13 protein-coding genes are annotated in these 12,383 nt (G+C 71.6%); 9 read left to right on the top strand and 4 right to left on the bottom strand.

Annotated elements, in window-relative coordinates; genetic code table 11:
• Nucleotides 1-81 precede the first annotated feature (81 nt).
• Entirely contained in the window at nucleotides 82-717 is a 636-nt protein-coding gene (locus tag IE107_RS02755; RefSeq protein WP_189540633.1) for a TetR family transcriptional regulator, read from the top strand.
• A gap of 9 nt (nucleotides 718-726) precedes the next feature.
• On the opposite strand, the gene IE107_RS02750 is transcribed toward IE107_RS02755, so the two are convergent.
• Nucleotides 727-1,254, bottom strand: coding sequence for a GNAT family N-acetyltransferase (locus tag IE107_RS02750; protein WP_189540631.1), 528 nt, complete (start codon nucleotides 1,252-1,254; stop codon nucleotides 727-729).
• 129 nt (nucleotides 1,255-1,383) lie between these two features.
• On the opposite strand from IE107_RS02750, the gene IE107_RS02745 reads away from it, so the two are divergent.
• Nucleotides 1,384-2,283 (top strand): TIGR01777 family oxidoreductase, encoded by a 900-nt coding sequence (locus IE107_RS02745; protein WP_189540629.1) that lies wholly within the window; start codon nucleotides 1,384-1,386, stop codon nucleotides 2,281-2,283.
• A gap of 205 nt (nucleotides 2,284-2,488) precedes the next feature.
• Nucleotides 2,489-3,790 carry an NAD(P)/FAD-dependent oxidoreductase gene (locus tag IE107_RS02740; RefSeq protein ID WP_189540627.1) on the top strand — a complete coding sequence of 434 codons (1,302 nt, stop codon included), beginning with the start codon at nucleotides 2,489-2,491 and terminating at the stop codon, nucleotides 3,788-3,790.
• 66 nt (nucleotides 3,791-3,856) lie between these two features.
• Here the strand turns inward: IE107_RS02740 and IE107_RS02735 are convergent, their stop codons facing one another.
• The gene (locus IE107_RS02735) at nucleotides 3,857-5,590 is read right to left on the bottom strand and encodes an NsdA family TPR-like regulatory protein (RefSeq protein ID WP_189540624.1); all 1,734 of its coding nucleotides are present in this window, start codon (nucleotides 5,588-5,590) and stop codon (nucleotides 3,857-3,859) included.
• Nucleotides 5,591-5,854: 264 nt separating this feature from the next.
• Between IE107_RS02735 and lipB the strand changes: the two genes are divergently transcribed.
• The 4 genes from lipB to IE107_RS02715 all read left to right on the top strand — a co-directional run bounded on the left by lipB (nucleotide 5,855) and on the right by IE107_RS02715 (nucleotide 9,028).
• Complete coding sequence (gene lipB / locus IE107_RS02730; RefSeq protein WP_189540622.1) at nucleotides 5,855-6,667, top strand: lipoyl(octanoyl) transferase LipB; 813 nt, start codon at nucleotides 5,855-5,857, stop codon at nucleotides 6,665-6,667.
• Between the two features lie 132 nt (nucleotides 6,668-6,799).
• Complete coding sequence (lipA, locus tag IE107_RS02725; RefSeq protein WP_189540620.1) at nucleotides 6,800-7,759, top strand: lipoyl synthase; 960 nt, start codon at nucleotides 6,800-6,802, stop codon at nucleotides 7,757-7,759.
• A 341-nt stretch (nucleotides 7,760-8,100) separates the two neighbouring features.
• Nucleotides 8,101-8,301, top strand: a complete 201-nt coding sequence (locus tag IE107_RS02720; RefSeq protein WP_189540618.1) for an SCO2195 family GlnR-regulated protein — start codon at nucleotides 8,101-8,103, stop codon at nucleotides 8,299-8,301.
• 19 nt (nucleotides 8,302-8,320) lie between these two features.
• On the top strand, nucleotides 8,321-9,028 hold the full coding sequence (locus IE107_RS02715) for a DUF4191 domain-containing protein (protein WP_189540616.1): 708 nt from the start codon (nucleotides 8,321-8,323) through the stop codon (nucleotides 9,026-9,028).
• A 120-nt stretch (nucleotides 9,029-9,148) separates the two neighbouring features.
• Here the strand turns inward: IE107_RS02715 and IE107_RS02710 are convergent, their stop codons facing one another.
• Nucleotides 9,149-9,616 carry an RDD family protein gene (locus IE107_RS02710; protein ID WP_189540614.1) on the bottom strand — a complete coding sequence of 156 codons (468 nt, stop codon included), beginning with the start codon at nucleotides 9,614-9,616 and terminating at the stop codon, nucleotides 9,149-9,151.
• 253 nt (nucleotides 9,617-9,869) lie between these two features.
• Here IE107_RS02710 and glnA point away from each other — a divergent pair, with 253 nt between their 5' ends.
• Nucleotides 9,870-11,279: a type I glutamate--ammonia ligase gene (gene glnA / locus IE107_RS02705; protein WP_189540611.1), complete on the top strand. Its 1,410-nt coding sequence runs from the start codon at nucleotides 9,870-9,872 to the stop codon at nucleotides 11,277-11,279.
• Between the two features lie 175 nt (nucleotides 11,280-11,454).
• On the opposite strand, the gene IE107_RS02700 is transcribed toward glnA, so the two are convergent.
• Nucleotides 11,455-11,964 (bottom strand): transposase, encoded by a 510-nt coding sequence (locus IE107_RS02700; protein ID WP_189540609.1) that lies wholly within the window; start codon nucleotides 11,962-11,964, stop codon nucleotides 11,455-11,457.
• 177 nt (nucleotides 11,965-12,141) lie between these two features.
• On the opposite strand from IE107_RS02700, the gene IE107_RS02695 reads away from it, so the two are divergent.
• On the top strand, nucleotides 12,142-12,383 hold a 242-nt coding region (locus IE107_RS02695; protein WP_189540607.1), incomplete at its 3' end, for a hypothetical protein.

Genomic DNA, 12,383 nt, shown 5'->3' with positions numbered 1-12,383 from the left:
TCCACCGTACGCCTAGGTGGCACGTTTTGCCATGACGACATTTCGCGCATGCCTTCATCCTGCCGGGGTAATCTCCTGGGAATGAGCACCGAGCCGACTCAGCCGTCCCTCACCGAGCGCCGCAAGGCCGCGACCCAGCTGGACATCGCGCGCGCCGCGGCCGCGCTCTTCGCCGAGCGGGGACCCGACGGCACCACGGCGGAGGACATCGCCGGCCGGGCGGGGGTGGCGCTGCGCACCTTCTACCGCTACTTCCGTTCCAAGCAGGACGCGGTGGGACCGCTGCTCTCCGGCGGGGCCGAGCGGTGGCGGGCGCTGCTGGAGGCGGCCGAGCCCGGGGAACCGCTCGCCGCGGTCCTGGAACAGGCGGTCACCGAGGCGCTCCGGGCGCCGGGCGCGGACGGCGCCGAGCAGCTCGGCTGGACGCGCGGGCTGCTGCGGGCCGCGGCGGACGACCCGGCACTGCGAGCCGTCTGGTACCGGGTCAATCAGGATTCGGAGGAGCGGCTGCTGCCGGTGCTGACCCGGCTGGCGGGCGACGGGGCGGACCCGCTGGAGGTCCGCCTCGCCGCGGCCGCCGCCACGGACGCGGTACGGGTCGCGCTGGAGGCCTGGGCGGAGACGGACGCTCCGACGGCCGGGCCCGGCTCACCCGCCGAGCTGGCGGTGCGCTGCCTGCACCAACTCATGGGCGGCATGCGCCTGTTCAAGCCGTAGAACTCGATGTCACGGGGCGAGGGAACGGCCCATCAGTACGTCGTCGACGTAACGCCCGTCCAGGAAGAACTCACCGGGCAGCACCCCCTCGACCACGAACCCCTCCGACTCGTACAGGGCGCGCGCGGGCGTGTTGTGGCCGAGCACCCGCAGGGTCATCCGGTTCGCCCCCTCGCCGCGTGCCGCGGCGAAGGCGGCCCGCAGCAGGGCCCTGGCGACACCGCGGCCGCGCGCCCAGTCGGCCACGGCCAGCCCCTGTATCTGCCGGACATGGGTGTTGCAGGCCAGCGGGGTCGGCGGGATCAGCCTGATGTATCCGGCCGGGCGCATCTCTCCCGCCGTGTCCTGCGCCTCGGCCACCAGGAAGTCCTCGGGCCGGTGGCGGCCGTCGAAGAACGGCGCGTACGGCGGCTGCGGCCTGGGTGCCACGGCGTGCAGCGTCGACCAGGTGGCGCGGTCGAGTTCGCCGAGCGCGGCTTCGTCGGAGAGGGCGGCGGGGCGGACACGGCAGTCCGGGTGCGTGAAGATCTCGGGCATGCGTGCCACTGTGCCACGGCGCCCCGGCCGGGTCAGCCCGGTTCTGCCGCTCGGCACGCACCGATGACACGAGGAGCCTCCGGGCCCGTCGGGCGGCCCCGGCGGGGCCACTGGGGCAGGATGGACCCCATGCTGCACTCCCGTATCGCTGTCACCGGAGCATCCGGACTCATCGGAGCGGCGCTGGTGCGTTCGCTGCGCGCCGACGGGCATGAGGTGGTGCGCCTCGTACGGCACCCGGCGCGGGCCGGCGACGAGGTGGAGTGGGACCCCAAGCGGGGTTACGTCGACGTGGCGGGCCTGGTCGGCTGCGACGCCGTCGTCCATCTGGCCGGGGCCGGGGTCGGCGACCACCGCTGGACAGCCGCGTACAAGCGGGAGATCCGGGACAGCCGGGTGCTCGGGACCTCGGCGATCGCCGAGGCCGTCGCCTCGTTGGACGTACCGCCGAAGGTGCTGCTGTCCGGGTCGGCGATCGGCTACTACGGCGACACCGGGGACCGCGCGGTCGACGAGAGCGCCCCGGCCGGCGAGGGCTTCCTGCCGTCCGTCTGCGTGGAGTGGGAGGCGGCCACGGCCGCCGCCCAGGAGGCGGGCGTACGGACGGTGCACGCGCGCACCGGTCTGGTGGTCGGCCGCGAGGGCGGTGCCTGGGGCCGGCTCTTCCCGCTGTTCCGGGCGGGGCTCGGCGGCCGGCTGGGAAGCGGGCGCCAGTACTGGAGCTTCATCGCGCTGCACGACGAAGTTGCGGCGCTGCGCCACATCCTGGACACGGAATCGCTGTCGGGTCCGGTGAACCTGACCGGACCCGACCCGGTCACCAACAGCGAGGTGACGGCCGCGATGGGGCGGGTGCTGCGCCGCCCCACGCTCTTCACGGCCCCGGCGCCGGTGCTGCGGATCGCGCTGGGGGACTTCGCGGATGATGTGCTGGCCAGCCAGCGGGTGCTGCCGGGGCAGTTGCTGGACTCGGGCTTCGTGTTCGCCTTCCCGGGCATCGACGCGGCGATCCGCGCGGCGCTGCGCTGAGCCCCGCAACGGTCGGCACATCCTGCGGGGAAGGCGCACCCTCGATGGAATCGGACAGACATGCGACCCCGTGCAACGGTGCCCCGGGTGCGCGCGACTGCGTCTTCTTCGGCCACGCTCCTAGCCTCCTTGCGAACTCGGGCATTCCGGGGGCCTGTTGGGGGCAAGACCCTCCCAGCAGTCGCGCCGACTCGGGGAGGGGCACGTGCTCAGCACGGCACACCACGCGGACGTCGTCATCATCGGGGCCGGGATCGCCGGCCTGTCAGCCGCCCACCGATTGACCAGCGCAGGGGTAAGCGTCAGCGTCCTGGAGGCCGGCCCCCGGCTCGGCGGCCGGATGACCACGGCGGAGCTGGACGGCTTCCGGCTCGACCACCTCGGCCCGCTCCTCAACACCTCCTGCCCGGAGCTGCGCAGGACACCCGGTCTCGAAGGACTGGTGCTGCGCAGCTTCGCCCCGGATGTCCTCGTCCACAGCGAGGGACGGCAGTACCGGACCGGCGATGTACGGGGCGCTCGGGGCGCATTCAAAGCAGCACGCGCCCTCGCAAGCGCCCCCCGGCCACCGATGGGCGGGCCGATCGACCAGGCCCGGCTGGGCGCCGCCCTGTCCCGGCTCGCCGCCACCCCGTCCGCCCGCATCCTGGCCCGGCCCGAGCAGACGGCGCTCGCCGCCCTGTCCCACCGGGGCCTGCCCTCCCGCACGGTCAGCTGCTTCCTGCGACCGCTGCTCTCCGCGCTGCTCAGCGACCCCGGGCTCAGCACGTCCAGCCGGTACGCCGACCTCGCGCTGCGCGGCTATGCGCGCGGCAGGCTGTGCGTTCCCGCAGGCGGCGCGGCAACGCTGCCCGAGCTCCTCGCGGCCTCGCTGCCGCCCGGCACCGTACGCACGGGTGTGCATGTCACGGCTGCCGACATCACCTCGGTCCGCACCAAGGAGCACGGCGAACTGGGCTGCCGTTCCCTGCTGCTGGCGACCGGTGCGGGCGCCGCCGCGGAGCTGCTGCCCGGTCTGCGGGTGCCGTCCTTCCACCCGGTGACGGTCCTGCACCACACCGCCCCCGCTCCCCCGCCGACCGGTGCCGCGCTGCTGCTGGACGCCGACCGTTCGGGCCCGGTCGCGCACACCGCGGTGATGAGCGCGGTCGACCCCTCGCGTGCCCCGCGCGGCCGTACGCTGATCAGCTCGACGGTGCTCGGCACCCCGCCGCCCGACCTGGACCGCACGGTCCGGGCCCATCTCGCCGCGTTGTACGGCACCCCTACCGACGACTGGGAGCTGCTGGCCGCACACCACGACCCCGAGGCGGTCCCCGCGATGCCGGCCCCGCACGACCCGCGCCGCCCGGTGCGGCTGCTCGCCGGTCTGTACGTGTGCGGCGACCACCGCGACACCAGCACGGTGCAGGGCGCCCTGTTCTCGGGCCGCCGCGCGGCCGAGGCGATCCTCACCGACCTGGGGGTACGGCCGGGGAGCGGGACGGCGCTGCCCGAGGCGGCGTAGGGCCGTCCAGGGCCTCTCCACGACGCCCGGGCGCGAGGCCCGAGGCGGCCGGTGGCCGCCTCGGGCTCACCCCAGCGCGGCGACCCGTTCGCGGTAGCCGCGTACCGCAGCGGCATCCCGGTACGGCTCCAGCCGCCGCTCGAAGTCCCGTACGTACTCCGTCGCCCGCACCGACCGCATCTCCGAGGCCTGCTGGGCGGCCTCCGCGCCGAGCGCGCACGCCTGGTCGAGCTCGCCGAGCCCGAGCCGGGCGGAGGCCAGTACCACCCGGCAGAACAGCCGGCTGCGGGCGTACGCCGGGGAGCGCAGCTGGAGGGAGCGCTCCGCGTACTGCGCTGCGGTGCGGTACTGCTGGAGGTCCCGGTGGCAGTGCCCGAACTCGTCGGCGAGCTGGGCCTCGTCGAAGTACCGCGCCCAGTGCGGCACCTCGTCCCCGTGCCGGGCGATCTCCAGCGCGCGTTCGGCCCGCGCCAGCGAGGTGGTGCAGTGCCTGGCCTCGCCGAGCACCCCGTGGCCGCGTGCCTCGACGGCGTGCAGCAGTGCCTGGACGACTGGCGGCGCCGAGGAGCCGATGCCCTGCTGGGCCACCCGGGCCAGCTGTACGGCTTCCCTGCCGTGGCCGAGGTAGACCGCCTGCCGGCTCATGGTGATCAGGACGTAGCTGCCGTAGGCACGGTCCCCGGCGGCCTGGGCGAGCCGCAGCGCCTGGACGAAGTACCGCTGGGCCAGTCCGTGGGCCGCGATGTCGTACGAGGTCCAGCCCGCCAGCCGGGTCAGGTCGGCTGCGGCGGAGAAGAGCCGGCGCCCGGTGGCCTCCCCGTACGTCCCGCGGAGCATGGGTTCCGTCTCGTGCTCCAGGTACCGGACGAGGGCCTGGCGGGCGTGGCCGCCGCCGTAGGCGTTGTCGAGGGTGCGGAAGAGCTCGCCGACCGAGCGAAGAGCCGCGACGTCGCCGCCGCTGACCCGCTGGCCGGGAACGCGGTCGGACTGCCGCTGCCGGGGCACGCCGGGGGCGCCCGGCAGCCCCGCGCCCGAGGCCGGCGGGGGTACGGGCGAGCCGGGAGGCGTGGAGGGTCCGGAGGGCCGGGAGGGTACGGGGCCACGGGCCCCGACGCGGCCACCGGCACCGGGCGCCGCCGTACCGCCGTACGCCCCGTACGAGCCGTGCGCTCCGGGCGCTCCGGGCGCTCCGCGCGCACCGCCGGGGCCACCGGGCCGCACGGAGCCGCCGGCTTCGGCGACTGCCGCGGCTCTGGTGGTCCCGCCGGCCCCGACGGACCTGTTGATCCCGCCGGCCCCGGGGGCGCCACCGGCGCCGCCGTGCCCCGGGGGCGCGGCGTCGCTCCCCCGGCCCACCCACTCGTCGGCCCGCCCGATCAGCCAGTCCCTGCTGGGAACGACGAGTCCGGCCGGGGTGAATGCGATCTTGCGCAGTTCCGCGTGGCTGCCCGAGTCCTTTCGCCACAGCCCGCTGACGATGTCGATCGCCTCCGCGGGCGTGGCGGCGAACTCCAGGCCCGCGTACACCGGGGCGCACGCGTCGAGGCCCAGGTCCTGTGCGGAGAGGCGGCGCCCGAGCCGCCGGGTGAAAACCTCGGCGATCAACGCGGGTGTGGTGCCGCGGGGCTGCTGACCGCGCAGCCAGCGGGTCACGGAAGTCTTGTCGTACCGGAGGTCCAGGCCATGTTCGAGGCCGAGTTGGTCCACCCTGCGGGCGAGGCCGGCGTTGGAGAAGCCGGCCTCCGTGATGAGCGAGGCGAGTCGGCGGTTGGGGGTGCGCTGCGGAGGTCGTTCCGACATCAGCTGTACGGTCTCCTGCCTTCGGGGCTGGTCGGCCAGCCCTTATGGAACGGCGCGAATTTAGCGGCCTCCGCAGCGGTCACAGCCACCTTCGCTTCACTTTCATCCGATCGTGTGAGGATTGAGGTTGGCGCTGACGGGAAGACCTGCCGGGCCGCCGCCCGGGGGCCGGTCGTACAGTGGCCAGGGGCTTGATTCAGTGCATGGTGACGCGGCTCCGGGCGCCCCCCGGCTTCCGGCACCGCGAGTAGGAAGGCATCTGTCGTGGCTGAGCTTCGGTTCGTCCGGCTGGGATTCGGCGAGGAAGCCGTCGACTACCAGGAGGCCTGGCAGAAGCAGCGCGAGGTGCACGCGGCCAGATTCGAGGACACCGTCCCGGACACCTGTCTGCTGTTGGAACACCCGCCCGTCTACACGGCCGGGCGGCGTACGACCGACAGCGAACGCCCCCTGGACGGCACCCCCGTCATCGACGTGGACCGCGGCGGCAAGATCACCTGGCACGGCCCCGGGCAGCTGGTCGGCTACCCGATCCAGAAGCTGCCCCGCCCGGTGGACGTCGTCGCGCATGTGCGCCGGCTGGAGGAAGCGCTGATCCGTACCGCCGCCGAGTTCGGCGTGGAGACCACCCGGGTCGAGGGCCGCAGCGGCGTCTGGGTCCTGGGCGACCCGGTCGAGAAGCGCCCGGCGGTCGGCGGGCTCTCCCTGGACTTCGACCCGCGGCTGCACGACGAGGAGTTCGACGCCCGGCTGAACGGCCCCGAGTACGCCCCGTCCAACGCCGGCCAGCGCCGCGAGGACCGCAAGCTGGCGGCGATCGGCATCCGGGTGGCCAAGGGCGTGACCATGCACGGCTTCTCCTTCAACGTGAACCCGGACAACACCTGGTTCGACCGGATCGTGCCGTGCGGCATCCGGGACGCGGGCGTCACCTCGCTGGCCTACGAGCTCGGCCGCGACATCACCATCGCGGACGTGCTCCCGGTCGTCGAGAAGCACCTCGGGGACGTCCTGGAGAACGCCGAGCTCGCCCCGCGCACCATCGCGCGCACGGACGATGCCGTGGCCACGGCGTGACGCTCGGAGCACTCCTGAGGGAATAGGCCCTGCCGGCCACAGGTTGGCCACTCGTAAAGCCGTCTGAACCACGGGCGTACCCTGGTGTCCGCCGAAGAATCCAATGCAGTGAAAGCAAAGGGGAGTGCCGGAGTGTCCGCTGTCGCACCCGACGGGCGCAAGATGCTGCGCCTGGAGGTCCGGAACAGCCAGACCCCCATCGAGCGCAAGCCCGAGTGGATCAAGACCCGGGCGAAGATGGGCCCCGAGTACAACCAGCTGCAGAAACTCGTGAAGAGCGAGGGTCTGCACACGGTGTGCCAGGAGGCCGGTTGCCCCAACATCTTCGAATGCTGGGAGGACCGCGAGGCCACCTTCCTCATCGGTGGTGACCAGTGCACCCGGCGCTGTGACTTCTGCCAGATCGACACGGGCAAGCCGCAGGCGCTGGACCGGGACGAGCCCCGCCGCGTCGGGGAGTCCGTCGTCACGATGGACCTGAACTACGCCACCATCACCGGCGTCGCGCGCGACGACCTGGAGGACGGCGGCGCCTGGCTGTACGCGGAGACCGTGCGCCAGATCCACGCGCTGACCGCGGAGCGGGAGGCCGGCCGCACCAAGGTCGAGCTGCTGATCCCCGACTTCAACGCGGAGCCCGAGCAGCTCGCCGAGGTCTTCTCCTCGCGCCCCGAGGTGCTCGCGCACAACGTCGAGACGGTGCCGCGGATCTTCAAGCGGATCCGCCCCGGCTTCCGTTACGAGCGCTCCCTGGAGGTCATCACGCGGGCCCGCGAAGCCGGCCTGGTGACCAAGTCCAACCTGATCCTCGGCATGGGCGAGACCCGCGAAGAGGTCAGCGAGGCGCTCCAGGACCTGTACGACGCGGGTTGCGAGCTCATCACGATCACGCAGTACCTGCGCCCGTCCGTGCGCCACCACCCGGTCGAGCGCTGGGTGAAGCCGCAGGAGTTCGTGGAGCTGAAGGAGGAGGCCGACGAGATCGGCTACTCCGGCGTGATGTCCGGGCCGCTGGTCCGTTCCTCGTACCGTGCGGGACGTCTCTTCCAGCAGGCGATCGAGCGTCGCGGCGCCGCCGCGCCCGCCGTGTGAATTCGGGCACAAGAGACTACCGCCCGGTAATGACCGTTTCGCCGCGGCCCGTACGCTCCCCGCAGGTCGGGGGCGCGTATGGGCCGCTTCGGCGTGCGCGGCGGCCGTATCAGGGTTTCATTGGTGTTTGACCGACCGGTCATGCGCTGGTAACACCGGGCAGTGAAGCTGGGTGCACGCGGCGCGGTGGCCGGCAGCGGCCCTCCGGCCTTGCTGCCGCCCCGTTTCCCGCACCCCAGCGCACGCCACCCGCTTCGCGCAACGCAGTCCCGGGCAGTTCGGCCCGGGCAACTGAGTCCACGCAACTCAGTCCGCACATCCGCTCCGAGGAGATTTCCACGATGCAGGCCGTGCCGGTACGCGCCACCGCCATCCCTTCCGTCACCGATGCTCTCCGTGCCGTCGAGTCACTGGTCCTGGCCGGCGGCCAGCGCACCGCTCGCCGCAACGCCTGGACCGCCGTCCTGGAGGACCGGCGCCGGGCCAAGGACAGGGTCGAGGCCGAGCACGTACTGGAGGCCGCGGCCGACCACCGTTCCTAGGCCACGTAAACTTCCGTACATGGCGAGGAAGGCAAAAACTGAAGGCGCGGACAGCGCCGAGAACGCGGGGCGGCTCAAGCAGATCGCCCTGACCTACAAGATGGCCAAGCGGTCCGACCCGAAGGTCGGTCTTGTCGTCGCGGGTGTGGGAATCGTCACCTTCGGTGTCCTCCTCGGAGTCGGCTTCCTGATCGACCACCCGGTCTACCTGGGCATCCTGGGCTTCGTGCTGGCCCTCCTCGCGATGGCGATCGTCTTCGGACGGCGTGCCGAGCGTGCCGCCTTCGGGCAGATGGAGGGGCAGCCGGGCGCCGCGGCGGCGGTGCTGGACCGCGTCGGCCGCGGCTGGACCACGACGCCCGCGGTCGCGATGAACCGCAGCCAGGACGTCGTCCACCGCGCCGTCGGCAAGGCGGGCATCGTGCTGGTCGGCGAGGGCAACGCGAACCGCGTGAAGCTGCTGCTCGCGGCCGAGAAGAAGAAGATGGCGCGCATCCTGGTCGACGTACCGGTGCACGACTTCCTCGTCGGCAACGACGAGGGCCAGGTGCCGCTCAGGAAGCTGCGTACCAAGATGCTGAAGCTGCCGCGCATCCTCACCGGCCCGCAGGTGACGGTCGCAAACGACCGGCTGCGCGCGATGGGCGACCTGATGAGCAACATGCCGCTGCCGAAGGGCCCCATGCCGAAGGGCATGCGGATGCCGCGCGGCGGAAAGATGCGCTGACGCCGGACGCATGTGAGCGGCATGGGACGTACGAAGAGGCGGGGCGCGAACCGATCCGGTTCGCGCCCCGCCTCTTTGCTTGCCTCTTTGCGCCTCTTTGCCTCGGGTGCGCGCCCGGTCCTAGACACGGACCTGGACGGCGCGGGCCAGCCGGTCGTGCAGGCCGCGGCCGTCGCGGTCCCAGACCAGAGCCGGGATCACCAGGCACAGCAGCACGCTCCGGACGGCCACCCGCCCGAACGCCAGCCGGCCGCCGTTCTCGGCGACGACCCTAAGGCCCAGGATGCGCTTGCCCGGCGTACAGCCGATGGTCCCGACGGTGAGCAGGCTCAGTACGAGGAAGATGCCGACGGCCCAGTTCCCGGCCGCCTGCTGGTCACCGCGAGCGAACAGCCCGTATGCGATCAGCAGGCACAGGGCCCAGTCGATGAAGATCGCGCCGAACCTCCGGCCGAGCGGCGCGACCGAACCCGGCCCCTGCTCGGGGAGGCCGAGCCGCTTGCCCCGGTAGCCGAAGTCGACCCCCATCTCCTCGGCGGCCGCGCGAGGCCCGGAGAGCCACGATCCGATTGCTTGCCTGTTGTCCACCCGAACACGGTACTGCGCCCGCCCTCCCGTCCGGCCGGGCGGGTGCCGCTCCAGGCCTCCGGAGCGGCCGGAACACGGCCCGTAGCCGGTCACGGGGTGCCCGTCGCGCCCGGCTCGGTTAACTTCTGCGAAACAAATGGGTCATGCTTGAGAAATCCGGTCTGCCTATGGTCGGGTCCAGCGTGTGCCACCGCACCGGCCGCACCACGAGCCACAACCCCGTCCCTCCCGGGCCGGGAGTAGGAGGAGACGGATGTTCCAGAACGCTGACGACGCGAAGAAGTACATCGCCGACAATGACGTCAAGTTCATCGATGTCCGGTTCTGTGACCTGCCCGGTGTGATGCAGCACGTCACCGTCCCGGCGGGGACCTTCGACCCGGCCGACGAGCTTGCCTTCGACGGCTCGTCGATCCGCGGCTTCCAGGCCATCCACGAGTCCGACATGGCGCTGCGCGCGGACCTGTCGACCGCCCGTGTCGACCCCTTCCGCCGCGACAAGACCCTCAACATCAACTTCTTCATCCACGACCCGATCACCGGCGAGCAGTACAGCCGTGACCCGCGGAACGTGGCCAAGAAGGCCGAGGCGTACCTGGCCTCCACCGGCATCGCCGACACCGCGTACTTCGGCCCCGAGGCCGAGTTCTACGTCTTCGACAACGTCCGCTTCCAGACGTCGGCGAACGAGAGCTTTTACCACATCGACTCCGAGGCCGGCGCCTGGAACACCGGGTCGGAGGTGAACAACCGCGGCTACAAGGTCCGCTACAAGGGCGGCTACTTCCCGGTCCCGCCGGTCGACCACTTCGCCGACCTGCGCGCCGAGATGTCCCTGGAGCTGGAGAACAGCGGCCTCCAGATCGAGCGCCAGCACCACGAGGTCGGCACTGCCGGCCAGGCCGAGATCAACTACAAGTTCAACACGCTGCTCGCCGCGGCCGACGACCTGATGCTCTTCAAGTACATCGTGAAGAACGTCGCCTGGCGCAACGGCAAGACTGCGACGTTCATGCCGAAGCCGATCTTCGGCGACAACGGCTCGGGCATGCACGTCCACCAGTCCCTGTGGGCCGGCGGCGACCCGCTGTTCTACGACGAGCAGGGCTACGCGGGCCTCTCGGACCTCGCCCGCTACTACATCGGCGGCATCCTCAAGCACGCCCCGTCGCTGCTGGCGTTCACCAACCCGACGGTGAACTCCTACCACCGCCTGGTCCCCGGCTTCGAGGCCCCGGTCAACATGGTGTACTCGCAGCGCAACCGCTCGGCCGCGATGCGCATCCCGATCACGGGCTCCAACCCGAAGGCCAAGCGTGTCGAGTTCCGCGCCCCGGACCCGTCGTCCAACCCGTACCTGGCCTTCTCCGCGCTGCTGATGGCGGGCCTCGACGGCATCAGGAACAAGATCGAGCCCGCCGAGCCGATCGACAAGGACCTGTACGAGCTGGCTCCCGAGGAGCACGCGAACGTCCAGCAGGTCCCGACCTCCCTCCCGGCCGTCCTGGACGCGCTGGAGGCGGACAACGAGTACCTCCAGGCCGGTGGCGTCTTCACCTCGGACCTGATCGAGACCTGGATCGACTACAAGCGCACCAACGAGATCGCCCCGATCCAGCTGCGCCCGCACCCGCACGAGTTCGAGCTGTACTTCGACCTCTAACAATCAGGGCGAACCGGGACGTACCGCCACCTGCGGCGGTACGTCTACCCCCAGCAGCCCCCCACCGTACGGCTATCCGCAAGGGCCCTGGCCAGGAGCGCTGGCGCCGCTGATCGAACACGCAGCCGCCGCCCAGGAGCGATCCGGACCCCAGCGGGGGCTTCGTCGTTTCTGGTCAGCAATCCCGCAGCGCGCGCACCATCACCGCGTACAGCGAGGAGTCGTCGGAAGGCTTGACCACCACAGCCAGACCGGCTTGGGGTCCCGGTCCCCGGGCCTGGAGGTGGACCACTGCGCCTGCGATGACCGGTAGTTCGCCCTCGGGGTGGTCGGCCCACGCCGAGCGGCGTACCAGCAGCAGGTGCAGCTGACTCCAGGCACTGGCGGTGGCCAGCCCGTAGCGGGTGGTTTCGGCGACCGTGGTGATCGCCGGAGCGGGCCAAGTGGTGGCGTCCTCGAACTTGAATTCCGGTCCGCGTTTGGGCTTGCGTCCGCGCTTGCCAGGCGGCTGGGGCGGTGGCGGGAAGTACAGAACGCGGTCCGAGCGCATCCGACCCAAGTGATCGACGGGCAGGTCGGGGAGCAGGAAGACCAGACGGGTGAGGTCGTAACCGGCATCCACGACGACCAGGACGGGAAGGTCCCCGTCCGTCCACTGTCCTGCCGCGCATAGCCGCTGGACCACCTCCCGGATCAGGTCAGAGAACAGTTCTAGTAAGGCGGGGTCGACCGAGCCGGCCCCAGAGCTCGGAAATGGGATCGACTTGATCTCACGAACAGCAGCGAGGGCCGCTGCCCCATACCTCGGGGCAGCGGCTCTCGCCATGTATCTGGTTGCTCGCCGGGCTACAGGTTCGTCGGCATGGTGCTGGCCGTTGTCGGCGCACTGCCCGTCGTCGTCGTGGGCATCGTGGACGTACCCGTGGACGTACCCGTGGACGTACCCGTGGGCGTCTGGCCCGTGGGCGTCGTACCCGTGGGCGTCGTACCCGTCGGTGTCGTACCCGTCGGTGTCGTACCCGTGGGCGTCGTACCCGTGGGCGTCGTACCCGTCGGTGTCGTACCCGTCGGTGTCGTACCCGTCGGTGTCGTACCCGTGGGCGT

The sequence above is a fragment of the Streptomyces gelaticus genome (genome assembly GCF_014649535.1).
GTDB classification, from domain to species: Bacteria; Actinomycetota; Actinomycetes; order Streptomycetales; family Streptomycetaceae; genus Streptomyces; species Streptomyces gelaticus.
The sequence above is the reverse complement of the archived record's forward strand: the minus strand, read 5'-3'. Positions and strand labels throughout refer to the sequence as shown.

Bases quoted from the DNA above. Each gene is read 5' to 3' on its own strand.
- IE107_RS02735 (WP_189540624.1), bottom strand. From the start codon at position 5,590: ATGTCGGAACGACCTCCGCAGCGCACCCCCAACCGCCGACTCGCCTCG.
- IE107_RS02750 (WP_189540631.1), bottom strand. From the start codon at position 1,254: ATGCCCGAGATCTTCACGCACCCGGACTGCCGTGTCCGCCCCGCCGCC.
- glnA (WP_189540611.1), top strand. From the start codon at position 9,870: ATGTTCCAGAACGCTGACGACGCGAAGAAGTACATCGCCGACAATGAC.
- IE107_RS02755 (WP_189540633.1), top strand. From the start codon at position 82: ATGAGCACCGAGCCGACTCAGCCGTCCCTCACCGAGCGCCGCAAGGCC.
- IE107_RS02715 (WP_189540616.1), top strand. From the start codon at position 8,321: ATGGCGAGGAAGGCAAAAACTGAAGGCGCGGACAGCGCCGAGAACGCG.
- IE107_RS02720 (WP_189540618.1), top strand. From the start codon at position 8,101: ATGCAGGCCGTGCCGGTACGCGCCACCGCCATCCCTTCCGTCACCGAT.
- IE107_RS02745 (WP_189540629.1), top strand. From the start codon at position 1,384: ATGCTGCACTCCCGTATCGCTGTCACCGGAGCATCCGGACTCATCGGA.